Origin of the sequence: Clostridium sp. LY3-2 (assembly GCF_024705715.1) — a bacterium.
In the GTDB taxonomy this organism is placed as follows: Bacteria; Bacillota; Clostridia; order Clostridiales; family Clostridiaceae; genus Clostridium.
This window is the reverse complement of record NZ_JAMDLQ010000017.1, coordinates 1-24754: the sequence shown is the minus strand read 5'-3', so window position 1 is coordinate 24754 and position 24754 is coordinate 1. Positions and strand designations below refer to the sequence as shown.

Sequence of the window (24754 nt, the reverse complement as noted above, 5' to 3'; positions counted from 1 at the left end):
AATTATGAAAAAAGAAGATATAAATTTATTTGATATTTTTAAGAGCTATTCTTATAGTGATGTGATGAAATTGCTTGGAAATTCAAAGGATAAAGAAGAGAAAGATTTTTATGCAGCTTTAGCTAATCTTATATTACAAAGAGAGCAAAGGAAAATTATAAATAAATAGAAGCAGGAATTGCACTATTTAAAAATGTAACCTAAATAGCTTTGATTTATCTTAAAAAAGAAGATAATATAAACTATATAATAATTGAAAGTAGTAATTAAGAGAATTAGATTGCTATTAGGAGGAAATGAAATGAGTAAGATAAAAGTTTTAGAAGTGCCATTAAAACTTAGTGCACAAAACGATAAACTTAATTTAGTAATTTTAGAAGATGATAACGAAATGGTGCTTATAGATAGCGGACACCCAGGGTATGTAAATACTATAGAAGAAATCGCAGAAAATAATGATGTTGATATAAAAAGGTTAACTAAGGTAATCATAACTCATCACGATTATGACCATATGGGATCTTTAGCTGAGTTTAAGAGAAAATATCCTAAAGTTCAGGTTTTAGCTTCTAAAGAAGATGAGCCTTATATAAATGGAAGCGAGAAATCACTTAGATTACAGCAAGCAGAAGGGATATTTGAAACATTAACAGATAAAGAAAAAAGGCATGCTTTATATTTTCATAAGATGCTTGAAGGCGTAGAAAACTGTGATGTAGATATTACTGTTCAGGATAAAGATTACTTTGATATTTGTGGAGGAATTGAGATAGTATCAACTCCAGGGCATATGCCAGGACACATATCTGTTTATCATAAGGGAAGTAAATCTTTAATAACTGGGGATGCCTTAGTTGTAGAAGATGGTGAATTAGCACCAGCAGTCCCTAAATATACTTTAGATATAGAAGAATCTAAGAGATCTATTAAGAAGTTATTAGATTATGATATTGATAGAATAATCTGCTATCACGGTGGAAGTTATACTAAGGATATAAAAGAATCATTAGATAATTTAACTAAATAATATTAAGTGAATTTAAAGAACAACTATTTTTATTTAAAGTAGTTGTTCTTTTGGTTTAATATAACACGCATATCACTAGTTTTTATTAGGTATTACAGAAGTCTCCTTTGTAGTAAAAAAACAAGCTAATGCTGCAAACATCTTAAGAAAAACTATTAAAAATTCTTTTAAATTAAACTCAGTACTACCTATAGAAAATATCATTCCCAAGAAATTCATAAGTAATATTAAACCAATCAACAATATAAATATTCTAAATAATTTCTTTAATATTTTCATTATTTACCTCTAATTACTTTTTTTATTTAATGATACAATAAAAAATATACTTTTAATTACTTATTAGATAATTTTTACAGTTTGTTTATTAAATTATAGATAGTATTATTAGCAATTAAAGTTTAGGAGGAAATTTGATGGTTTTATTAATTATAGACACACAAAAACTACTAGTAAATGATGAATTATATAATTTAAAGGATTTTGTTAAAAATATAAAAGAGTTAATAGATATAGCTAGAAAGAATAATATAGAGATAATCTTTATAGTTCACGATGAAGGAGTAGGAACTGAGTTAACTAAAGGAAAAACAGGTTTTGAAATCTATGAAGACTTTAAACCTCTAGGGGATGAAAAGGTATTTATTAAAAATTACAATAGTTCATTTAAAGGAACAGGATTATTAGAATATTTAAAAGAAAAGAATGAGAAAAATATAATTGTTGCAGGTCTTCAAACTGATAAATGCATTGATGCGACTATAAAATGCGGCTTTGAACACGGGTTTAATATGATTGTCCCAAGTTACGCGAATTCAACTATAGATAATGAGTTTATGGATAGTGAAAGGAGCTATAAATATTACAATGAGTTTATGTGGAAAGATAGATATGCAGAGTGCATTTCCTTAAACCAAGTAATAGATAAAATGAAAAGTTAATGATTAAAAATTAAATAGATTTTTTTGTTGGAATTAATTACAAGTAATTTAATTAAGATTTTAATGTTTATTTTTTATGAAACTTTGATATAATTCAAATAGGAAACTCACTCAGTTAAGCTGAGGAGTGCAGAATTCTAAAGAAACAAGTTTCTAAGAATTCTAGCAAGAAAAGCTTAGTGCGCTAACATTAAGCTAATACTTAAAACGTTTGTTTGTTTTAGGGCTATTGAATTAAACATTTATGTTAACAAAAGGATGCTAATCTTTGTCGGATGGGGCATCTTTTTTTTGGTCAAAATTAAATTTTAATGTAAAATAAGTAGGTATTTTACTAGTATGTCTTGATATTTTTTCATAAATATATAGAAAAGATTTTATTACAAAATATGTCAAAATTATATTGATGAAATAATTAAATTTAGGGGGGTGGATTTGATGAAAAGTGAAGAAAGTATTAAAAAGAAGTTATTAACATGGGGTGGAAAAAGTGAATTTAGTTATATAGGAAGTATTAAACTAGGGACAGTAATTTATTATGGTAACGATAATTGTGTTAGTGTTACGAAGGAACAATACAAAGATATGTTAGAAGAGTTTAATGGATCAACTGTTCCGATTGGGACATCAAGGAATAAGGCTAGCGGTGTAAGTTTAGGCTATTGGTTACAAGAAAACATTACTAAAACAGCTATTGCATCATATGTTGGGAAAATATTATTGTATGAAGGATATGCAATTAAGGTAGAGTCGGGAAGTATTTGTTTTAAATAGATGTCAAATTAAAATATATCATAGCACCCGCCTTATAACTATATAATTTACTGTAATAGTATTTTGTAAGGAAGGTATTAGAAAAAGTGTTATGTTAGAAGGAAGATGTCCAGTGACTGGAAGATCTAGTAGGGATATGAGTAAGGAGGGGACTACTAACGAGTATTGGTGGCCTAACCTTCTTAATCTAGATGTTCTTCGTCAAAACTCAGAATTAAGTAGTCCTATGGATAAGGATTTTAACTACGCTGAAGAATTTAAGAAATTAGATTATTATGAACTAAAGAATGATTTGTTTAAACTTATGACAGACTCTAAAGAATGGTGGCCTGCGGATTACGGACATTACGGGCCATTTTTTATTAGGATGGCTTGGCATAGTGCTGGAACCTATAGGATAGGGGATGGTAGAGGGGGCGGAGGGCTTGGACTTCAAAGATTCCCACCTCTTAATAGTTGGCCTGATAATATTAATTTAGATAAAGCTAGAAGGCTTCTTTGGCCTATTAAAAAGAAATATGGAGATAAAATTTCTTGGGCTGATCTTATAATACTTACAGGGAACTGTGCTTTTGAATCTATGGGTCTAAAGCCTATTGGGTTTGGAGGAGGAAGAACTGATGTATTCCAGTCTCAAAAAGACATTTATTGGGGAAAAGAGAAGAAATGGCTAGGTTCTGATAGAGAAAAGGATAAGCTTGAAAACCCGCTTGCAGCAACTCAGATGGGTCTAATCTACGTAAACCCAGAAGGTCCTAAGGGGAATCCAGACCCTTTAGAATCAGCAAAAGACGTTCGTGAAACTTTCTCTAGGATGGCTATGAATGACGAAGAAACTGTGGCGCTTATTGCAGGAGGACATACCTTCGGAAAGTGTCACGGAGCTGCATCGCCAACTTTTGTCGGACCAGAGCCAGAAGCTGCTCCTATAGAAAATCAAGGACTCGGTTGGCAAAGTAGTTATAAAACAGGTAAGGGAGAAGATACTATAAGTAGTGGAATAGAGGGAGCTTGGAAAGCTAATCCTACAAAGTGGACTATGGGATATTTAAAGACTCTATTTAAATACGAATTCGAGTTAGTTAAAAGCCCAGCTGGAGCACATCAGTGGTTAGCTAAAGATGTAAATGAAGAAGATATGGTAGTAGATGCCTTTGACCCTACAAAAAAACATAGACCTATGATGACTACAGCTGATCTATCCCTTATCTATGACCCAACTTATAAAAAGATAGCAAAGGGTTATTTAGAAAACCCAGAAAAGTTTAAAGATGATTTTGCTAAAGCTTGGTTTAAATTAACTCATAGAGATATGGGACCTGTTTCTAGATATCTAGGGCCAGAAGTTCCTAAGATTAATTTTATTTGGCAAGACCCACTTCCAAAACCGAATTATAAAAGTATAGATAAAAAGAGTTTTTCAAGGCTTAAGAAAAGTATTTTAAATTCAGGTTTATCTATATCAGAATTAGTTTCTACTGCTTGGAAGTCAGCTCAAACTTTTAGAAATTCAGATAAAAGGGGAGGGGCTAACGGAGCTCGTTTAAGGTTAAGCCCTCAAAAAGACTGGGAAGTTAATGAACCTAAAAAACTTACTAAAGTTTTAAATACTTTAGAAGAAATAAGAAAAGATTTTAATAAATCTCATTCTAAAAAGATGCAGGTTTCTCTAGCTGATATTATAGTTTTAGGGGGAGCTTTAGGGATAGAAAAAGCTATTAAAAATGCAGGTTATAATATAGCTGTTCCTGTTACTTTTGGAAGAGTTGATGCAACTAAAGAAGATACAGATATTAAATCTTTTAGCGTTTTAGAACCTAAAGCTTGCGGGTTTAGAAATTATATAAAAGAAGGGGTTTTAGAGAGAGCTGAGGATATGTTAGTAGATAAGGCTCAGTTATTAAATCTAACTATTAAAGATATGACAGTTTTAATAGGTGGGTTGAGGGTATTAAATACTAACTATAAAGATTCAAAAGAAGGTGTATTTACAGATAGAAAAGAATGCCTTTCAAACGACTTTTTCGTAAATCTTTTAGATATGGAGACTTTGTGGAAGGAGCTTCCTGAAAACAAAGGTCACTTTAGAGGGTTTGATAGAAAAACTGGAAAGATAAAGTGGGATGCAACTAGGGTTGACCTTATCTTTGGATCAAACTCAGAACTTCGTGCATTTTCTGAAATTTATGCGAGTGATTCAAACGAGGAAAAGTTTATACGTGACTTTGTTTTTGCTTGGAATAAGGTGATGAATGCAGACAGGTTTGATATTAAATAAATTATTAAAAGAGTAAGTAATTTTTTTACTTACTCTTTTAAGTTAGCTTAATTTATAGCTATATAAAAACACATCTAAATCAGAATTTGCACCTTCGAAGGTAATTCTCTTTTCGTTTATTCTTTTAAAGTTTTGACTATCATAAAAACCGTAGTTACATCTAGTATCAGTGTAAAGATATAGAGATTTAACTTTCATTTTATCCATATATTGAAGTAAGCTTTTAACTAAAGCTTTTCCAACTCCTAGCCCCCTAGATTCTTCTGATACTATAAATAATTGGATGCATCCGTCAAAGGAAGCTTCTTTTCCTTTTATTATTTCTTTATAAGTTTCAGTTACTTTAGAAAATTCTTTTATTAACTTTTTATTTTCTTTATTAATAAAGATAAGCTTTATTAATGTAGTTAAATAGTTAAATCTATTATGGAATCTTTTAATTTTAGATGGATCGCTTTTAGCTTTTCCAAGTATTATCCCTATAACCTTATTATCTTTTACGCAAACTTTACTAAAAGTACTATCTAATATGCACCCTTCTAGGTAAATAGTTAAAACCTTATCTAAAACATCCTTATCTTTAATAAATTCATTAAAACCAAAGGCTGTGCAGATAAGTTCTTTAATTCTTTCATAATCCTCTTTACATAAGGCTCTATATTTAACATCTCTCATAAAATCAATCCTTTCAAATTTTACAAAAATTATTTAATATTTAGTGTTTTTTATCTTATAATTATAGTAATATCTCCTCTAAGGGGAGAGTCAACCTTAGATTTAAAGGAAGTGAAAAAATGAAAAATTTATTTTCTATAGGGGAAGTTTCAAAGATAAAAGGAATAACTATAAAGGCTTTAAGGTACTATCAAAAAGTAGGGATTCTTTGCCCTAAATATATAGATGAATCTACTGGATACAGGTATTACTCTATAGAGCAGTTTGTTTATATTGATATAATAAAAGCTTGTAGAGAACTTGGAACTAGTATAAAAGAATTACAAGATATTTTTAAAAAATGTGATATGGAAAATTTAATAGAGTTTTTAGATAAAAAGCGAAGTGAAGCTGAAGAAAACATAATCAAAATGAAAGAAATAATAAAAAATATAGACACCTTAAAAGATGGGGTAGAGCATTCTAAAGATATATTACTAAAAGAAAATATAGAAATAAAAAATTTCAAAGAAAGGTATGTTGTTATTGCGCCTTGCAGTGAGTCAGGAGACTTAAAAGAACTCCTATACTTTTCTAATTTAAATAAAATAATAAAAGATAATAATATTGATATAACTATGGAACAAGGAATAATATATGATGTCTTAAAAGAAGACCAAGTTAAACCTAAGTATGTTTTTAGAGTTATAAAAAATACTAAAAATTTAAAAGAAAATGATTTTATAAAAAAGTTACCAAAGGGAGATTATTTAACTTTATCTTATAAAAAAGAAAATGAATCAGAAAGAGTAAAAAAGATAGGAGAATACGCTAAAGATAATAACTTAGAAATAAAAAGTTTTATGGAGTTTGATTTGTTTGATGATTTATTTAATATCGATTCATATAGCTGTCAAATACAGATTTTATTATAGTTAAAGAAAAAATTCACTCTGAAATGTTAAAATTTGTTCACAATAGTTAAATGTATGTTAGTAATATATACATATAAAATTAGGGAGAATATAATGGGGGAATACATTTTATTAAGACATGCATTAGAATGGAGATTATGAGTAATGAAGAAAAAAGTAAGTATAGCTTCTTTATTAGTAGCACTTGGGATTGTGTATGGGGATATAGGAACATCACCTCTTTATGTTATGAAATCAATGATAGGAGTAAATAATGGTTACATTTCAAAGGACCTTGTCTTAGGTGGGGTATCTCTTGTTATTTGGACATTAACACTTCAAACTACTATAAAGTATATAATGTTAACTTTAGAAGCTGACAACAATGGTGAGGGTGGGATATTTTCTTTATTTACCCTTGTTAGAAAAAAAGCTAAATGGCTGATAGTGCCTGCACTTATAGGTGGGGCTACCTTGCTTGCAGACGGGATGATAACTCCGCCAGTAACAGTAACATCAGCAATAGAAGGTTTAACTTTAGTTTTACCTATCGATACTGAAAGTATAATAATAATAGTAATAAGTATATTAACCGTACTATTTTTACTTCAAAGGTTTGGAACTGATATAATAGGAAAGATGTTTGGACCTATGATGGTAGTTTGGTTTTCAATGCTTATGATATTAGGACTTAACGAACTTTTAAAATACCCTGAAATTATTAGGGCATTTAATCCGTATTATGGGCTTCATTTATTAATTACAAGTCCTGAAAGTGTATATATTTTAGGTGCAGTATTCCTTTGTACTACAGGTGCAGAAGCGTTATATTCAGATTTAGGGCACTGCGGTAAGAAAAATATAAGATACACTTGGGTTTTTGTGAAAATATGTTTAATAATTAATTACTTAGGTCAAGGAGCTTGGTTAATTCTAAGAGAAGGAAGTGTAATTAAGGAGAATCCATTCTTTTTAATTATGCCAAGTTGGTTTGTAATACCTGGAACTATAATAGCAACTATTGCAGCAATAATTGCGAGTCAGGCTCTTATTACAGGATCATTTACTTTAGTATCTGAGGCGATTAAATTAAATCTTTTCCCAAAACTCCAAGTTAGATATCCAAACGATGATAAAGGAAAAATTTATATACCTGCGGTAAATTATTTACTTTATATAGGGTGTGTATTATTAGTATTAAAGTTTCAAAAATCAGAAAATATGGAAGCTGCATACGGGCTTGCAATAACTATAACGATGCTTATGACAACTTTATTATTATTTGAATACTTAAGATGTATTAAGAAAAAATTGGTTATGTCTATAATTGTACTTATAGTGTTTATGACGATAGAACTTGGATTCTTATATGCTAATTTATTTAAATTTATAAATGGTGGATATATAACTGTCTTAATAGCATGTGCAATTATTTTCCTTATGTATATATGGATTTACGGTACAATAATCAGAAAGAGATACAGTCAATACGTAGATATACTTGATTACAAAGATGATTTTAAATCATTATATGAAGATAAAGATTTACCTCTTTATGCAACTAATATAGTTTATCTAACAGAGTCACAAAACTACGAGAAAATCGAAAGCAAAATAATGTATTCAATTTTTAATAAGCAACCAAAGCGTGGAAAATACTATTGGTTTATAAACGTAAAAGTAACAGATGAACCTTACACTAAGGCGTATAGCGTAAAAACTATAGTCCCAAACAAGGTGTTTTGTATTCAGTTTAATTTAGGGTTCCGTATAAACCAAAAGATAAATGTTTTCTTACATCAAATAATTCAAGAGATGGTGCGTGAAGGTGAAGTTAAATTTAAACCAAAAGAATATATGCTTAATAACAGCAGGTGTTCTGTAGGTGATTTTAAATTTATTTTATTAAAAGAGATACTTTCAAATGAAAATGACCTTTCAAAGTGGGATAGCTTTATAACTAGCGCAAAATTAACAATCAAAAAAATAACAGTTTCTCCTGCTAAATGGTTTGGAATAGATACAAGTAACGTTGAAACAGAACAAGTTCCAATCATTATAGGAGAAAGAGAAAATATAAAATTAACTAGGATAGATTAGAGGTTTTAGACTTTAAATCTAAGAAGGATAAGGAGATTTTAATGAGTCAATCGATAGTAAATATTTCATTAGTAGTAAGAGATTACGATGAGGCAATAGACTTTTTCATAAAAAAGCTTAATTTTGATTTAATCGAAGACACCTATATAAAAGAGCAAGATAAAAGGTGGGTAGTTGTAGCTCCTAAAGGTTCAAAAGGAACGTCAATACTTCTTGCAAAGGCATCTAAGGCCGAGCAAGAATCTTTTATAGGTAATCAAACTGGAAATAGAGTATTTCTATTTTTAGGAACTGATGATTTTTGGAGAGACTATAAAGAAATGCTTAAAAACGGAGTAGAATTTGAACGGGAACCTAAAGAACAAGAATATGGAATTGTAGCTGTATTTAAAGATTTATATGGTAATCTTTGGGATTTAGTTCAATACAAAAAGTAAAAGATATTAAAAAGCTAGGAGTTTTTAAACTTCTAGCTTTTTTGCTTACTTTAAGCTGTTTTGGCATTAAGTTTATAATTGCAACTTCAAGTTTCTAAAATGCAAAGGGTAGTTGGTGTTTTATTTAAAGAATAGATTTTATAATTTTAGTATAATTAAATAAGAGAGGATTGAAGTTTATGAGTTTTTCAGAGAATTTAAAATCAATTAGAAAAGAAAAGGGTATTTCACAAGAAGATTTAGCGGAGATAATAGGAGTGAGCAGGCAAGCTGTTTCGAAGTGGGAGCAAGGCTTAGGATATCCTGAAATGGAAAAGTTACTTATATTATCAAAAAAGCTTAATATTTCTTTAGATTATTTGATGTTAGATGAATTAAAAGAAAAAGATGAGGGCAAATTAAATAATGTAATAGTTCCAACTGGGAAGATTACGATTAAATCTTTTGATGGTAAATCTATCGTTAATTGTTATAAAGTTTTAGCATCAGAGGTTATGTATAAAGCTAAGGATGATGAACCGAGATATTGGCTTATAGGAGTTAATAGTGGAGCATTTTGGGGAGAAAAATCTATAGTTTTAGGTTGGTATAAAGATGAAGATAGTATAAAGGGGGAGATGAGCGATATCGTAAAAGCTATGAATAAGGGAGTTCCAGCTTACACCTTAAAATACGCAGTTAATGTTAAAAATAAATTATTAAGAGTTAAAATTGATAAAGAAGAATAAAAATGATATGCTAAAATATGTAAAATACAAATTTTAGGGGTTTTAAAAGGAGAGAAAAAGTATATGGATTTAAATGAGATAAAAGAGAGACAGTACAATAAAAAATTATATTTTTGTAATGATGAAGAATTAGTTAAAGAGCAGTTAAAGTGTTTAGATTTGCTTTATGACTTTAATAATACAAGACCTACAGAACAAGAAAAGAGAACTAATTTATTAAAACAAATGTTTAGTGAACTAGGAGAAGATTGCTATATAGAGCCACCTTTAAGAGCAAACTGGGGTGGGAAAAATGTTCATTTTGGAAAGGGCGTTTACGCTAATTTCAACTTAACTTTAGTAGATGATGGTGAGATATTTGTAGGAGATAACGTTATGTTTGCTCCAAATGTAATTATAGATACAGCAACTCATCCAATCCACCCAGAACTTAGAAGAAAACAAGCACAGTACAATCTTCCTATTTATATAGGTGATAATGTTTGGATAGGTGCAGGTTCTATAGTTCTTCCAGGAGTTAAAATTGGGAAAAACTCTGTGATAGGTGCAGGAAGTGTCGTAACTAGAGACATACCAGAAAATGTAGTAGCTATAGGAAGTCCTTGCAAAGTTTTAAGAGAGATTAATGAAGATGATTTAAAGTATTATCATAAAGATATGATAATAGATATAGAGTAAAGATTAGGATTTAATATGAAACTATTATTAAAGCGTAAAAAAATATAATAGAGGGGGAGCTTTATGTATAAGTTTTTTATAGCTATAGGAGCAATGTAAGCATTTTTTGCTACTAATATCGTACTTGTTTTAAACGGTAACATATGGGGGGATATAGATATCTCAAGGGCGAGTGATATAAGAACTTTTGGGGTACTATTATTTGTTTGGGGTTTAGCAATTAAATTTAGTAGTAATAAATTAAAAAACGAATAATAATAGAAAAAATATAGCCAATCACTTTTGTGATTGGCTATATTTTATTTTAAATAGCTTCACTTATAGAATTTATTTCTTCTTCACAAACAGGTGTAAATTCGTTTTCCCATTTGGAGATAACTACAACTGCTAATGAGTTTCCAAGTACGTTAACTACAGTTCTTGCCATATCTACTATACGGTCTATTCCAGCTATAAAAGCTACCCCAGCTACTGGAATTCCTAAAGATCCAACAGTTGCTAAAAGTACTACGAAAGATGCACCAGGAACACCTGCCATACCTTTTGAAGTAAGCATTAGTACAAGTACTAAGTTTATTTGAGCAGAAAGTGGTAGATGGATTCCGTATATTTGCGCAATAAAAAGTGCTGCAATTGATTGATATAAAGTAGAACCATCTAAGTTAAATGAGTAACCTGTTGGGATTACAAAAGAAGTAATCGCTTTAGGGCAACCAAACTTCTCCATTTTCTCCATAAGCTTTGGTAAAACTGCTTCTGAACTTGCAGTAGTGTAAGCTAAAATAAGTTCATCTTTTAGAAGTTTTATAAGTGTTAAAATGTTTGTCCCTGCCATTTTAGCAACGAATCCAAGAACAAAGAACACAAATAAGAACATAGCCCCGTAAACAGTAATTATTAGCTTTCCAAGAGGGATTAATGATGTTAATCCAAACTTAGAAACAGTTACTCCGATTAAGCCAAATACACCAATAGGTGCAAGTTTCATGATTTGGTTAGTTACCCAAAACATTGCATCAGCTATTCCCTGACAAATTGAAAGTACAGGCTTTCCTTTTTCTCCTATAGCAGCTACCCCTAAACCGAACATAACTGAGAAGAAAATAATAGGAAGTAAATCTCCTTTTGCTAGAGATTCAAAGATATTAGTAGGTACAATGTTTATAAATGTATCCATAAACCCATGATTTGATGCAGCTTCTGCTGTATTCATGTATTGATCAATGTTAGTAGTTGCAAGTGAACTTATATTAACACCATCTCCAGGGTGAAAAATGTTTGCAACAACTAAACCTATTATAATCGCAAATGTAGTTACAACCTCAAAATAAAGGATTGTTTTACCACCGATTTTACCAAGTTTTTTAATATCACCAACACCAGCTACGCCGACAACAAGTGATGAAAAGACTATAGGTACTACTATCATCTTAATTAATCTTATAAAGATGTCTCCTAGTGGTTGCAGATATGAAGTAACGGTAGGGTTACCATAAAAAACAGCACCAACTATAATACCTAGCACAAGTCCTATAATTATTTGAAATGCTAGACCAAATTTTTTCATTAGTTTAAAAGCCCCCTTTGGCAGTTTATTACTTAAAGTCGAGTAAAATAAAACTTTAGTTAAGTGAAAATTGCAAGTTTGACTTAGTTAAAATTTCATTTTACATGCTTTAGTATATCATAAAAGGAATAATATAAATTTGAACTTTTTTTAAACAAGGGGTTAAATGTATGTATGATGACTTATAATTTGTGAAAAAGAAGGAACTTAAAAGGAGTTTTTGATAAAAATCCTGCATAAATTTTAGAAAAGTGCAAGATGACCATTCATTTTATATTGAAAATTACGAAGAATAAGACTTAAATATGATATAATATTCGCTTAGTAAAATTAAAATATAAAATAATAAATGCAATTTTAAGGTGGTGAAAATTACATATTTTAAAAATAGAATTAGAAAATATAATTATGAGTTACTAATATATGGAGTGAATTAAAAATATAATATAGAAATAGACTTTAGACAGGCTAGGAGGGGGAACTTTGGTATCTGTATGTAGAAAATATTCAAGAAGAATAGGAAATGAAGTAGGACTTCCAGATATGCTTTTAGAAAATAAAATAGATGAAATGATAGAAAGAGATACTCTAAAAAATGAAGAAAGCATAAGGATATTAAATATACAGGCAAAACAAGCAAACTATAAAAAGAGCATAATATATTTGATGAGTTTATTTGAATCATTTATGCAAGACTATATATCTGAAATAGAGGGATTTTCAAATAAAAAGATAGATATAAATAAATTTTTAGATGAAGAAAAAAGAAAATGGCAGTCCTATTCTAGAAGCTTAAACGAGCCAATCAGCACTTCGACTTCTTTTATGAATGTTAGATTTTCTATATATGTTTTAAAAAGAAGGTATGGAATTAGCTATCCTAAAGGTTTATCTAATTTAATTTTAGAACTTGGGAGTTTAAGAAACTGTATAGTTCACCACAACGGAAATTTACTTTTGAAAGATAAGGGTGGCAAGTACTTATTTAAAGATACCTTGGTTGAAACTATTAGATTTTTAAATATAAAAAATGAAGATAACATTTGTGATTTTATAAATTATGAATATATTAAGAAAGTTACTTTTGAACTCCAAAGTTTTATTGAACTTTGCGGTAGATATGTATAAAATAAAGGTAATAAAAGGAATTAATGAAGAAAACGTAAGAAGAGAGGCGGTTTAAATGACTTTAGCTATACTAAATATAATACTAAACGTAATATTTGCAATTTATATATCAGTAGTATATATAATTAGAAAAGGGAAGATTCTATATTTGAATTTAGATATAGAAAGGTTAAAAGAGAAGGAACTTTTTTATAATACTTATTTAATTTCAAATATAGCAGTTGTAATGATAAATATTACTTTAAGCGTATTGCTTATAAATAATATGGTGTCATATCAAATTATTATGCTTTCACCTATGCTTTTACAATTTGTAAATGTAGTATTAGGTTACGCTTTTAGAAAAAAATATATAGTAAAGAGTTATTAAAAGAAAGCTATCGCATTAATATTGCGATAGCTTTCTTTTATTCTTGTAATGATTTATAGATAATACAATTTTCTAATTCTTCAGTAATTAAGTAGTCGTAGGAATTTAGCTTAGAGTTTATTAGTAAAGTTAGTGTATTTGTAACTAAGATATTTAGATGATTTGATGGATATAACTTACTTACTTTAATTAAATTACTTATACTAGGAAATTTATTTTTAAAATAACAAGAAATAAAAATTGATGTAGTACCATCTAGTATGAATATCTTTTTATAGTTTTTAAGGGTATTGAGTAGTGGATCTAGTGAATTATAAGAATCATTTATTTTAGAGTAGATAATAAAAATATTGAGTTTGTTATTTTGTATCGAGGATAAGTTCCTTATCACCTCTTTTTTGTCATTGATTGATTTAATTAAGATAATGTTAAATTTTTTGAATAATGAATTTAGGTCGGATACATGATTTAAAATTATAGTTTCCATATATGTCTCCTAATAAATATTTAAGAATAGTATAAAATTAATAAATTTGGTTAATCAATATGGAACATGAAAGGGACAAAAATTTACATAAAAATATGAAAAATATTGAAAAAAAGTAGTAAAAAGGATAATATAGAGTTGTATGGGGGTGGGAAAATGAATATTTTAGTAGTAGAAGATATAAAAGATCAAAGGGAGAGACTTAAAAGAATTATTGAAAAAAACTTTTTGGATTCAAGAGTGTATGCAGTAGAATGCTTAAAGGAGGCAAAGGAAGTTTTAAAAAAGCGAAATATTGATTTGTTTTTCTTTGATATAGAGCTCCCTGATGGGCTTGGTGTTGATTTTGCAAAAAGAGTCAGAAAAGAAAAGAAATATGCTTTAACAGGAATTATATTTATTACAGCAAATGTTGTTTACATGCTTGAAGCATTTAAAGATGTTCATTGCTATGATTTTTTAGTTAAGCCTTATGATGAAGAAGATGTAATAAGGATAGTTAATTTATTTGGTGAGGATAATAATAATTTAGAAAAAGAAGGAAAGCATATTTTAGTTAATATATCTAGCACTATAAAAACCAAGGTGTACACGGAAGACATAATATTTATTGAGTATCTAGATAGAAATTGTATCTTACGTACTAAAAATGGGAAAATAGTTGGAAAAGGGTATGGACTTAGTAAAATCCTAAAGCTTATAGATGATAATGAAATTATTCAATGCCATAAAGCATTTGCATTAAATAGAAGATATATTGAAGAAGTAAAGAGGATTGATAACAAGGTATGGGAAGCAAAATTTTGGTCTTGTGAAGATATCATACCAATAGGATATAAATATAAAAATGATATATTGGAGAAAATAAGGTGATTATTTGGATAATAAATGTAGTGGAGATATTATCATCTATTCTCTTTTATAATGTTTTATTTAATAGAGATAAGAAAAAAAATATATTTAAATATGTTATTATTGCAATTATTTTAGGAATTTCATTCTCAATATTTAGTTCATTACATTCGATCGTAAGAATAATGATTTTCTTATTAAAGGTAGTTTTAGTTGGTTTTGTAGATAAAAAGGAATACTTTGAGACTTGTATTGAACTTATTATTGGAAGTATTATTAGCTTTGCAATAGATGGAATAGGAATAATTATAATAATGCCACTTTTAGGTGATGCTATAGGCATGTATGGTGTATTCTTTTTAGTGGTTGTTCCACTTCTAATTATAGCATTATTTGCAATTGGAATATTGTTAAGAAAGAGAAAGCTTAGTATGGGAGGACTTGTAAATAAAAATAAGATAATAAGTACTTTTATAATTAACTTAGCATTCTTTATGGTTTTTACACTAAATACTGTAAATGAAAATAGATTTGGGGACCCGATTTATATTCAATACTTAATTTCGCTAATTGCACTTATCTGTGTAAATGTTTATTCATATAAAGTTATTTATAAAGAGTTAGAAGAAAAAAAGGAATTAAAGGCATTAGCAGAATATAGATTAGTATTAAATGATTTATTAGAACAATTTAGAGCAAACGAACACGAATATAAAAACCACTTAGCGACTATAACATCTATAATTGAACTTAGTGAGGATAAAGACCTTATAAAAAGTATTAAAAACTATATTGATGGATCGATTAATTTAGATATGTATTCTAATTTAAAATACATTGATAATGTAATAATTAAAGCAGTTGTATATAACAAAATAAAGGAATGTGAAAAGAGGGATATAACTTTTTCATTTGATATAAGAACTTCATTAAAGTATATTTCTATGGAAGATTCAGAGATATCGATAGTTTTGAATAACCTTTTGAATAATGCAATTGAAGCTATAGAAAATGAAACTGTTAAAGAAATTAGATTAACAATAACTAAGTTGAAACATAGCTATAAAATAATTGTTTCTAATACTATAAATAAGGAAAAAATAATAGAAATAGATAAGATGTTTAAAAAGGGTGAATCAACAAAAGGAAAAGGCCGTGGTTATGGACTTTTCAATGTAAATGAGTTAGTCCAAAAGCACGGCGGTACAATACAAGTTGATATTGAGAAAAAATACTTAAATATCAGTATCATTATCTAAAAGTGAATCTGGGGGAGTAGTTTCACCTGACCAAAACCAACAAGGTGAAGCAAGTACAACTACAGAAGCTGCAAGGCAAAGTAGTGAAATGTTTTTAGCTATAAATTTTTTAAATCTCATTTTAAATATTCTCCTTTTTAATAAATATAAAATCAAAACTTAATAATATTATCAATATAAACCCAAATGTTGAATTTATATTAGATAGTGTGTTAGATATAATGAAGAATCCTAATACGATCAATGAAGAATAAAATCTAAGTTTATAAATATATGAACTAGTTCTTTTTGGTCTATTAGGATTATTTATGCACTTTTTGAAAGTTACTGATAATGTAAACAAGGTAAGCCCAAAGAGCTTAACTAAAATATATAAATCTTTAAATAAAAAAGATAGTAATATTAAAGAAATATAAATACTTACACTAACAAGTAAACAGCTAATATAATCTTTAGCATGATGTCCTCCAATAAGGCTTCTTATAGGAAGTAGAAGTATCAATATCAAAAACTTATCTAATGTATTTGTTAACGCTGCTAAAGACAGTAATATAAAAAATTTAGAAAGTTCCGAGTTAATAAATGATAAACCATATCTCATTTTATCTATCGTTTTTAAATCTGATATATTTGTATATCTTTTTAGAAAATCTAATTGATAATTTACTAATGTTTCTATAATAATCACCTCGTTTGTCTCTATGTATCTATCATAAATTAAATAATTATTTTATATTAATACATTGCATAAAAGGGAATAAAATGTTAATAAAAGTAATAAAATTCATTTTAAAAAAGATTTTTTATTATAAATTGAAAAAATAATCATTTATTTAAACAAAAAGAAGGAGTATTAAAAATAATTAATTTTTGTGTAAAAAAAATTGCCTTTTATGAATTAAGTAGCAAACATTGTTATAAAAAAATTAGAATAAGGTCATAAAGTAAATGACATAAAACGAGGCAGAAATCCTAGTACATACTAATATTAGTTTGAAGTAACGTTACAAATTTAAAATATTAAGTAAAAGGGAGAGATTATTATGAAACAAAAATTTATAGCAATAGCATTAATGAGTATTTTGGCAGTAGGTACAGTGACAGGGTTAGCGAAAACAGTACAAGTAGGGGGAGGAACTTGGAATTATGGAACTGGATCTGGCAGAGTTTACTCAGAGTATTATCATGCAAGTGAGATACATGGATCGTCAGTTGTTAATGGAAATGGAGTAAAGGATACAGATTATAATAGAGCAAAAGGTCAATGGTCAGATGCATCAACATCATCAACTTGGAAAGTAGATAATTCTTATTATCATGTAGGAAAAAAATAAGAAGTGAAGAAGGCTAGTTTACTAGCCTTCTTATAATAATTTTTAGGGGGTAGGCTATGAAGAAAATAATGCACTCGATATTTGTAGTTAGTTTATTATTTATTTCTATATTAAATTTCTTTGATTACAGCAATAATAACAACAATAAATTTAAAAATGATAAAGAGAGTATACAAATATCTAAAAAGGAAGGGCAAAAGAGTAAAGATTTTGTTTATGATATTCAAAGGATAGTAAAAGGATTAAATACGGATATCATGATGGTAAATACAGAACTTACAAAGGAAGATAAAGTTAATTATGTATATTACATAACTTGTAACTCAGGTGATTTTTTAGATGTAGGAATAGATAATTACGTAGAAGTTTTAAAAAGTAATGGAGAATTAAAAACATCTGGTGAAAATAGAATTCCAGGGTCTACTTTTACGGGACATACTACTATTTATCCTTTTGAAGATGTAAGTAAATATAATCTTGAAAACTCAAAATACTTTGTTAAATCTGAAAAAGTAGATGAGGTTTTAAATGCTATAAACAAGGAAGGGTACTTAGTTTCTAAAGATAATGGAGTTAGCATTCAAAGAGAATTTTTAAATATTAAAAATATAATTATCCCTTTATTTTTATTAACTATAAGTATGATTTTTTATAGTTTAGGTAAGGGTAAAGAAACTGTATTAAGAAAGATAAGTGGATTTTCTAATTTAGATATATTAAAAGAATATCTAAAAAAAGAAGGAGAAATTTTTATAGTTAGTTTTGTATTTATTAGTTTATTAAATATGGTTTTTATAGCGGCATTATATAGAAATTCTTTATTAGATTTTTTGAATTTTTCGATGTTTAAATTTATCTTATTCTTTGCAATAGCAATATTTATATTTATCTTAGCAAATACAAATATATTGTTTCAAAAAGAATCATCTGTTATTAAAGGTAAAAAGAAAAATAGAGATATATACGTTGTAACCCTTATATCAAAATTTATATTTATAACACTACTCCTAACAAATTTAACAGCTATTATTTCAGGAATTTTAGAAATATCAAAAACTAATAAAATACTAGAAGACGTGAATTTAAAAGCTAAAAACTATGTAGTCTTGCCATTTATGAGCAATATTACTGATGTTTCTGATAATAATCAATTAGAGTATAATAAAAGACTTAGTAAATTTTACGAAGAAACTAAGGATAAATTTAATGGTATTTTAATTGATAGCAGGAATTTATCAAATCCAGAGAAATTAGAAAGAAATAAAAAAACTTTCCAAAATTATATTATGATAAATGAAAATTACCTTAAAGAAAATGAAGTTAGAGATTCTAAGGGAGATAGGATTGAAGCTGAAAAAATTGATAAAAGTAAACTAAATTTATTTGTTACAGAAGGTATGGACAAAGAAGCTATAAAGGAAAATTATAAAAATATATACGATTTAAAAGATGAGGATATAGTAATAAGTATTTATGATAAAAATACAAAATTATTTTCATATAGTGCTAAAGTAAGCCCTGATAGTTTTGGGTTTATAGAAGAACCTATAATAATCTTATATAAAGGTGAAATTTTTTGGGATCAGATGATGAATTTTATCTCTGGTGGATACTATATTTTAGATACTAAAACTGATAATCCTTATGAAGAGATAAAGCCGTATTTAGAAAAATACAAACTTACAGACGTATTACCAGAAGCTCAGTATGTTTCAAATACATTTTCAGAAGTTATAGAAAGTAAAAGACTTAGCCTTTTAAGTAAGGCTGTTGACTTGTTTGTTTATATAGTAGGGGCCTTAGCCCTTGTAATATATAGTACGCGCATTTACTTTACTATAAATAAAAAAGAAATTATCTATAAAACTTTAGGTGGATATAAATTTATAGATGTATATAAAGGAGCTATTTTAACTCAAATAATAGAATTTATATTATTACTTATTTGCAGCTTTATCTTAAATATAAATTTAGTAATTTTATTTATTGTTGTTATAGTAGAAATAATAATTTTTAAAATATATGCATCTATACTTAGAAATAAAAATGTAGTAGGCGTAATAAAGGGGGAAGAGTAAATGAGTATAATTTCCTTAAAAAATATAAATAAAAGCTATGGAAACAGAATACTTTTTAAAGATTTTAACTTAGATATAGAAAAAGGAGAGCTAGTTTCTATAATGGGACCTAGCGGTAAAGGAAAGTCAACTTTATTAAATATGATAGGACTTTTAGAAAAAGTAGATTCAGGAGAAATAGTAATAGAAGGAATTAAAAACCCTAGAATTAACTCTAAAGAAGGGGTAAAACTTTTAAGAAACAAGATATCATATCTATTTCAAAATTATGGTCTAATAGAAGAAAAGACTGTATTTGAAAACTTGAAAATTGGAACTAAGTTTTTAAAACTTAATAAAGATAAAGAAAAAATAATGATGGCTGAAGCTTTAGAAACAGTTGAACTATCAAAAGATATATTAGATCAAAAAATCTATCATTTAAGCGGAGGGGAGCAGCAAAGAGTTGCTTTAGCTAAAATAATCTTAAAACCATCAGAAATAATTTTAGCAGACGAGCCTACAGGAAGCTTAGACGAAAAAAATAGAGACTCTATTTTAAATATTCTAAAAAATATAAATAAAAAGGGAAAAACTATAGTAGTAGTAACTCATGACCCTAAGGTAGAGGAATGTGCAACAAGAAGAATAAGATTATAAAAATTTTATTTAATGTAATTTTACTTTTAGGTGCAGTTTATGTTTGTATGAATTTTAGAATATTAAGAGTTTCAGGAGAGTCTATGGCTCCAACATTAAAAGATAATCAATTTAAAATAATAAGAAAATCAGATTTTTATGAAAACAAAGATATTATAGTTTTTAAGAAAGATTCTGAATCTTACGTTAAAAGAGTGATTGCAATAGATGGAGATAGAGTTGAATTAAAAGAAGGGAAAGTTTATATCAATAATATACTTCAAACTAACTACAATTATAGTGGTGAAAAAAAAGTCTTTAATTTAAAAGAAGATGAGTTTTTTGTGATAGGAGATAATTATCAAAACAGTATAGATAGTAGAGCTTTCGGGGTAATAAAAGAAAATGATATAATAGGAAAGTTATTGGCATAAATAAAGGCTTACTGATAGATTTATCTATTAGTAAGCCTTTAGTGTTATTTTAAAACTTTAAGAACTTCTCTAGCAACTGCTGCACCTGAAGCTGGGTTTTGTCCAGTTATAACTCTGTTATCTGACACTGAAAATTCTGACCAGTCAGCACCTTTAACGTAGCTTGCACCTCTATTTTTAAGTTCTGTTTCTGTAAGGTATGGAACTAGTTTATCAAGACCTACTGCCTTTTCTTCGCTATTTGAAAATCCAGTTAGCTTTATTCCATCAATTAAATTTTTACCGTTTGAAAGTTTAATATTTAAAAGGCCTCCTAAACCGTGACAAACAGCTGAAACTATACCTCCATTTTCGTATATTTTTCTTGAGATACCTTGAAGATTAGTATCATTTGGGAAATCCCAAATTACTCCGTGTCCTCCAGTATAGTAAATAACTTCGTAATCATCTGGATTAATAGAATCAGCTGAAAGTGTATTACCAAGCTTATTCATAAAACTCATATCAGTGTAGTATTTCCAGTCAACTGGTCCCATAAAATCTTTTTCTAAACTATGAGGATCTATAGGAGTGTAGCCTCCTTTAGGACTTACATAATCGATAGTATAACCTGCCTTTTCCATTACATCTACAAAGTGAACAGCTTCACCAAGCCATAAACCTGTAGGAACGTCAGCATTTTCATATTTTGATACATTTGTAACAACTACTAAAACTTTTTTCATTTGAATCTCTCCTTTTTAAATAAATTTTATTTCTAAATATGTCTATGCCTAGAGTATAGAGCTTAAAGTATACTTTAAGTCAACAATTTACAAAAATGTTTTTGTATCTTCAAATTTATTTAGTATAATTTGATATATTTAACATCTAAAATAGATATATATTGATAGTTTTAAAGCGTATGAATTGAAGGGAGATTTTTATGTATCATATAAAAGAAATTGCTGAATTAACTAATGTTCCTCAGTCGAAGATAAGATATTATGAAAAAGAGGGACTATTACCATCTATAAAGCGAGATAAAAATAATATTAGAGTATTTACAGATAAAGATATAGAACTTATAAATTTAGTAAAATGCTTAAGAAATATAGGAATGCCACTAAAAGAAATAAAGAAAAATGTGAATTTACTTATGGAGAAAAACACTCATTTAAAAGAAGAAGATATATTAATTGAACACAGAGAAAAGTTAGAAACTCAAAAGAGATTGTTGCAGATATATATAGATGATATAAATATCAAAATAAATGGGGATTTAACTAAGAAAAATACTAAGGAGTAGTTACGATTTTTTTATAAGTATTTCAGAACTATTATAAAGAGGTAAATTAACTTTGAATCTTTTAAATACTTCATATTATAGCCATATGCTACTTGTAAAATAAATTTAAAGGTTCTAAAAATTAACATTTTAGAGGTCTATTTATTTTAAGTTAGGTAGTGATTTTATTGTTTAAAATTATATCAGAGATATTTATATGTATTGGGATTGTATCAGCACTTATTATTACAGTTGATATTATAAGGCATCCTCAAAAGGAAATGCCAATAATGAATTTAGTTTGGCCTATAAATGGGCTTTGGGCTGGTCCTTTTTGCCTTTTAGCTTATTTTACTATAGGTAAACATAGAAAAATGGACATGTCAGATATGAAGGGAATGGACATGCCTCACATGAGCGGAATGGACATGGGTAACATGGATATGAAAAATGTGGACATGCCAAAGATGAAGGGAATGGACATGAGTAATATGGATATGTCAAAAGAAAATGGAATGGGTATGAAAATTGTGGACATGCCACACATGAACGGAATGGACATGGGTAACATGGATATGTCAAAAGATAAGAGCATGGATATGAGCAATATGGACATGACAAATATGAAGGGAATGGACATAAAAAGTCGGGACATGCCTCACGTGAACGGAATGGACATGAGTAATATGGATATGAAAGGATCAGGGAATGAGAACAAGCCCTCAAAGAAAAAATATTCTAGTTTCTGGCAAGGCGTAGTTGCGGATACTCTTCACTGTGGCGCTGGATGTTCTTTAGCTGATTTGATCGGACCTTGGATTTTTTTAGTAGTTCCATTTACTATTTTTAATAATCTAACATTTGGGGAATGGGTTTTAGATTATTGTTTAGCTCTTTTAACTGGAGTAACTTTTCAATATGCAGCGATTTCACCTATGATGAAGAAAAAGGGGTTAAAGGTTTGGTTAAAAGCTTTAAAAATTGACTTTTTCTCACTTACTTCTTGGCAAATAGGGATGTATGGCTTTATGGCATTAGTTATATTTGTATGGTTTGGACGTTTATCACCAACTACACCAGAGTTTTGGTTTATGATGCAAATAGCTATGTGCTTTGGATTTGTAACTGCATACCCTGTAAACTGGATATTAGTTAAAAAAGGAATAAAGATGGGAATGTAATATAAAAGAAGATATCTCGAATTTAGGAGATATCTTCTTTTATTTAAATATCTTTTATAAAAAACATATCCATAGTATCATGATTACAGCTTATTAAAGGCTTTTCTAATTCTTTAAAACCGTATTTTCTGTATAAATGCACAGCAGCTTCTAAAGTATGGTAAGTTTCTAAATATATTTTTGTATAACCAGCTTCTTTTGCAAAATTAATTGCAGCATCTAACAATTTATAACTTGCCCCATTTCCTTTAGATTCATTTGATAGAGATAATTTTTGTAATTCGCAAATATTATTTTTTTCATCATATTCAGCGATTCCAACTCCACCTAAAACATTATCTAAATCATCTACAAACACGAAATAGTCTCGTTTGTTTGTTAGTTTATAAAAATCACTCAAAGTAGATATTTCAGGGTCGAAATATGCAGTGCCAGGAATATCTAAATTAAAGCTTTTTAAATTATCTTTTATTATTTTCTCTATAGATTTATTGTCAGAACTTTTTATTGAACGAATTTTCATATATAACAACTCCTAGAACTATGTATTTTGTATAGTATATCAGAAATTGAATTTTATAAAAGGAAAATCTATAAATTTCTTTAAGGTAAAATTATGGTTAAAGAAATATTTTTAATATATATTTGTGATACTATATTAAATATAAATTTTATCAAAAGGGAGACTTTTTATGTTAAAGAGCAATAATGATTCAAAAGTAAAGATAAATATAAATTCTAACGGAAATGATGCTTTTAAGATTCTTTTTACTAAACTAGTATTTTATAAAGACTATAATAAAGCTGAAGATATGCTATTTAAGGAGTTAGAAGAAAATAAGTCAGAAGAAATTTATGATATAGGACTTGAATTTTATGAGTCTTTAAAGAAAATAGATGAAGAAGAACTTTTAAAAAGTGATTTTTCTTTAGAAGAAGTTTTAAGGGGAATTGAAGATTTAAAAAGAATTATGAATAGTGAAATATAAAGTTATAATTTAAAACGCTTGCTTATCATGAAGAGATAAGTAGGTGTTTTTATTTATAAAAATGATTAAAGATATAAGATTTACTTGGAATTTAGCAGTTATTATAAAGTACAAGGCTTGGATATCAACCTTATCTAAGTGATAATAAAAAAATTTAAAATTCTAAAAAAACTACATCATTGTTACGAGATATTATTGGTACAAGGGATTTTCGCTATATTTGGGTAAATTTTTGATATTTTGGACAAGTGAAAATTATTCAGACAAACTATAAAAATTTGATCGTAGTAGACAAGTAAAAGTTAGATGGACAAGCTATTAAAACACATCTATATTAGGAGTTATTTTAAGAAAAATTAAATGATTTTTACGCAAAAAATAGAGCTTATTAAATTAGATAAAATAGTATGTTTTTCATAAGATCCTTCATAAATATAAACAAACCAATTTAAATAAACTTGCAGATATTTTGTAGCGACGCTTCTAAACTTTCTAAGCCATCTTCTTAAATTCAAAATAAAATCAGAGCAGTGACTAAGTAAAATTTCACTTTCTTCTTTAGAAATTTCTAATTCTTTCTTTTTATGAAGAGCGTAGTTTAATTTTTTTGATACAAGATAAGAAAATCTATCTTTACCTGGAAGGAAGTAAGTATTAAA

Annotated in this window: 28 protein-coding genes and 1 pseudogene; 21 read left to right on the top strand and 8 right to left on the bottom strand. The window is 27.9% G+C overall.

All coding sequences use genetic code 11. The features are described from left to right. Positions 1-4: 4 nt before the first annotated feature. Together M4I33_RS06060 and M4I33_RS06055 are read left to right on the top strand one after the other, a co-directional pair. Positions 5-169: a hypothetical protein gene (locus tag M4I33_RS06060; protein WP_257915977.1), complete on the top strand. Its 165-nt coding sequence runs from the start codon at positions 5-7 to the stop codon at positions 167-169. A 132-nt stretch (positions 170-301) separates the two neighbouring features. Then, positions 302-1027: an MBL fold metallo-hydrolase gene (locus M4I33_RS06055; RefSeq protein ID WP_257915976.1), complete on the top strand. Its 726-nt coding sequence runs from the start codon at positions 302-304 to the stop codon at positions 1025-1027. A gap of 75 nt (positions 1028-1102) precedes the next feature. Here the strand turns inward: M4I33_RS06055 and M4I33_RS06050 are convergent, their stop codons facing one another. Beyond that, positions 1103-1306: a hypothetical protein gene (locus tag M4I33_RS06050; protein ID WP_257915975.1), complete on the bottom strand. Its 204-nt coding sequence runs from the start codon at positions 1304-1306 to the stop codon at positions 1103-1105. A gap of 137 nt (positions 1307-1443) precedes the next feature. Between M4I33_RS06050 and M4I33_RS06045 the strand changes: the two genes are divergently transcribed. From M4I33_RS06045 to katG, 3 genes are all read left to right on the top strand, one after another. Further along, the gene (locus tag M4I33_RS06045) at positions 1444-1968 is read left to right on the top strand and encodes a cysteine hydrolase family protein (protein WP_257915974.1); all 525 of its coding nucleotides are present in this window, start codon (positions 1444-1446) and stop codon (positions 1966-1968) included. A gap of 438 nt (positions 1969-2406) precedes the next feature. Beyond that, the gene (locus M4I33_RS06040; RefSeq protein ID WP_257915973.1) at positions 2407-2742 is read left to right on the top strand and encodes a hypothetical protein; all 336 of its coding nucleotides are present in this window, start codon (positions 2407-2409) and stop codon (positions 2740-2742) included. 91 nt (positions 2743-2833) lie between these two features. Next, positions 2834-5020: a catalase/peroxidase HPI gene (katG, locus tag M4I33_RS06035; RefSeq protein ID WP_257915972.1), complete on the top strand. Its 2187-nt coding sequence runs from the start codon at positions 2834-2836 to the stop codon at positions 5018-5020. A 42-nt stretch (positions 5021-5062) separates the two neighbouring features. Here katG and M4I33_RS06030 read toward each other — a convergent pair whose 3' ends face one another. Further along, on the bottom strand, positions 5063-5695 hold the full coding sequence (locus M4I33_RS06030) for a GNAT family N-acetyltransferase (protein ID WP_257915971.1): 633 nt from the start codon (positions 5693-5695) through the stop codon (positions 5063-5065). 119 nt (positions 5696-5814) lie between these two features. Between M4I33_RS06030 and M4I33_RS06025 the strand changes: the two genes are divergently transcribed. The 5 genes from M4I33_RS06025 to M4I33_RS06005 all read left to right on the top strand — a co-directional run bounded on the left by M4I33_RS06025 (position 5815) and on the right by M4I33_RS06005 (position 10531). Further along, on the top strand, positions 5815-6609 hold the full coding sequence (locus tag M4I33_RS06025; protein ID WP_257915970.1) for a helix-turn-helix domain-containing protein: 795 nt from the start codon (positions 5815-5817) through the stop codon (positions 6607-6609). Positions 6610-6753: 144 nt separating this feature from the next. Then, positions 6754-8688 carry a KUP/HAK/KT family potassium transporter gene (locus M4I33_RS06020; protein WP_257915969.1) on the top strand — a complete coding sequence of 645 codons (1935 nt, stop codon included), beginning with the start codon at positions 6754-6756 and terminating at the stop codon, positions 8686-8688. A gap of 41 nt (positions 8689-8729) precedes the next feature. Beyond that, positions 8730-9125 carry a VOC family protein gene (locus M4I33_RS06015; protein ID WP_257915968.1) on the top strand — a complete coding sequence of 132 codons (396 nt, stop codon included), beginning with the start codon at positions 8730-8732 and terminating at the stop codon, positions 9123-9125. Positions 9126-9304: 179 nt separating this feature from the next. Further along, positions 9305-9853, top strand: coding sequence for a helix-turn-helix domain-containing protein (locus M4I33_RS06010; RefSeq protein ID WP_257915967.1), 549 nt, complete (start codon positions 9305-9307; stop codon positions 9851-9853). A 63-nt stretch (positions 9854-9916) separates the two neighbouring features. After that, positions 9917-10531, top strand: a complete 615-nt coding sequence (locus M4I33_RS06005; RefSeq protein ID WP_257915966.1) for a sugar O-acetyltransferase — start codon at positions 9917-9919, stop codon at positions 10529-10531. A 304-nt stretch (positions 10532-10835) separates the two neighbouring features. Here M4I33_RS06005 and M4I33_RS06000 read toward each other — a convergent pair whose 3' ends face one another. After that, on the bottom strand, positions 10836-12098 hold the full coding sequence (locus M4I33_RS06000) for a cation:dicarboxylate symporter family transporter (RefSeq protein ID WP_257915964.1): 1263 nt from the start codon (positions 12096-12098) through the stop codon (positions 10836-10838). 483 nt (positions 12099-12581) lie between these two features. Between M4I33_RS06000 and M4I33_RS05995 the strand changes: the two genes are divergently transcribed. The 4 genes from M4I33_RS05995 to M4I33_RS05980 all read left to right on the top strand — a co-directional run bounded on the left by M4I33_RS05995 (position 12582) and on the right by M4I33_RS05980 (position 16194). Next, positions 12582-13226, top strand: coding sequence for a hypothetical protein (locus M4I33_RS05995; protein WP_257915963.1), 645 nt, complete (start codon positions 12582-12584; stop codon positions 13224-13226). A gap of 55 nt (positions 13227-13281) precedes the next feature. Beyond that, entirely contained in the window at positions 13282-13596 is a 315-nt protein-coding gene (locus tag M4I33_RS05990) for a hypothetical protein (protein ID WP_257915962.1), read from the top strand. Positions 13597-14239: 643 nt separating this feature from the next. Beyond that, complete coding sequence (locus M4I33_RS05985) at positions 14240-14956, top strand: LytTR family DNA-binding domain-containing protein (protein ID WP_257915961.1); 717 nt, start codon at positions 14240-14242, stop codon at positions 14954-14956. Further along, positions 14953-16194, top strand: coding sequence for a sensor histidine kinase (locus M4I33_RS05980; protein ID WP_257915960.1), 1242 nt, complete (start codon positions 14953-14955; stop codon positions 16192-16194). The genes M4I33_RS05985 and M4I33_RS05980 overlap by 4 nt, the downstream gene beginning before the upstream one ends. On the opposite strand, the gene M4I33_RS05975 is transcribed toward M4I33_RS05980, so the two are convergent. Both M4I33_RS05975 and M4I33_RS05970 read right to left on the bottom strand, forming a co-directional pair. Further along, complete coding sequence (locus M4I33_RS05975) at positions 16171-16314, bottom strand: hypothetical protein (protein ID WP_257915959.1); 144 nt, start codon at positions 16312-16314, stop codon at positions 16171-16173. The two genes, M4I33_RS05980 and M4I33_RS05975, sit on opposite strands and share 24 nt — an antisense overlap. 1 nt (position 16315) lies before the next feature. Further along, positions 16316-16882 (bottom strand): accessory gene regulator B family protein, encoded by a 567-nt coding sequence (locus M4I33_RS05970; protein ID WP_257915958.1) that lies wholly within the window; start codon positions 16880-16882, stop codon positions 16316-16318. A gap of 355 nt (positions 16883-17237) precedes the next feature. Between M4I33_RS05970 and M4I33_RS05965 the strand changes: the two genes are divergently transcribed. Genes M4I33_RS05965 through lepB form a run of 4 tightly spaced genes read left to right on the top strand, consistent with a single transcriptional unit; the run spans position 17238 to position 20658 of the window. Beyond that, on the top strand, positions 17238-17528 hold the full coding sequence (locus M4I33_RS05965; RefSeq protein ID WP_194191610.1) for a lactococcin 972 family bacteriocin: 291 nt from the start codon (positions 17238-17240) through the stop codon (positions 17526-17528). 56 nt (positions 17529-17584) lie between these two features. Next, entirely contained in the window at positions 17585-19606 is a 2022-nt protein-coding gene (locus M4I33_RS05960; RefSeq protein ID WP_257915957.1) for a DUF1430 domain-containing protein, read from the top strand. Further along, complete coding sequence (locus M4I33_RS05955) at positions 19607-20245, top strand: putative bacteriocin export ABC transporter (protein WP_257915956.1); 639 nt, start codon at positions 19607-19609, stop codon at positions 20243-20245. Beyond that, positions 20218-20658 carry a signal peptidase I gene (gene lepB, locus M4I33_RS05950; RefSeq protein ID WP_257915955.1) on the top strand — a complete coding sequence of 147 codons (441 nt, stop codon included), beginning with the start codon at positions 20218-20220 and terminating at the stop codon, positions 20656-20658. The genes M4I33_RS05955 and lepB overlap by 28 nt, the downstream gene beginning before the upstream one ends. Positions 20659-20702: 44 nt before the next feature. Here the strand turns inward: lepB and M4I33_RS05945 are convergent, their stop codons facing one another. Further along, positions 20703-21383, bottom strand: coding sequence for a type 1 glutamine amidotransferase domain-containing protein (locus tag M4I33_RS05945; protein WP_257915954.1), 681 nt, complete (start codon positions 21381-21383; stop codon positions 20703-20705). Between the two features lie 200 nt (positions 21384-21583). On the opposite strand from M4I33_RS05945, the gene M4I33_RS05940 reads away from it, so the two are divergent. Together M4I33_RS05940 and M4I33_RS05935 are read left to right on the top strand one after the other, a co-directional pair. Continuing rightward, positions 21584-21946, top strand: coding sequence for a MerR family transcriptional regulator (locus M4I33_RS05940; RefSeq protein WP_257915953.1), 363 nt, complete (start codon positions 21584-21586; stop codon positions 21944-21946). Positions 21947-22113: 167 nt separating this feature from the next. Beyond that, a complete protein-coding gene (locus tag M4I33_RS05935) occupies positions 22114-23106 on the top strand; it encodes a DUF4396 domain-containing protein (RefSeq protein WP_257915952.1) in 993 nt (330 codons plus the stop codon). Positions 23107-23149: 43 nt separating this feature from the next. Here the strand turns inward: M4I33_RS05935 and M4I33_RS05930 are convergent, their stop codons facing one another. Next, a complete protein-coding gene (locus M4I33_RS05930; protein ID WP_257915951.1) occupies positions 23150-23629 on the bottom strand; it encodes a GNAT family N-acetyltransferase in 480 nt (159 codons plus the stop codon). 169 nt (positions 23630-23798) lie between these two features. Between M4I33_RS05930 and M4I33_RS05925 the strand changes: the two genes are divergently transcribed. Continuing rightward, positions 23799-24095, top strand: coding sequence for a DUF6483 family protein (locus tag M4I33_RS05925; protein ID WP_257915950.1), 297 nt, complete (start codon positions 23799-23801; stop codon positions 24093-24095). A 356-nt stretch (positions 24096-24451) separates the two neighbouring features. Here the strand turns inward: M4I33_RS05925 and M4I33_RS05920 are convergent. Continuing rightward, positions 24452-24754: pseudogene (locus tag M4I33_RS05920) on the bottom strand (hypothetical protein); the annotation flags it as partial.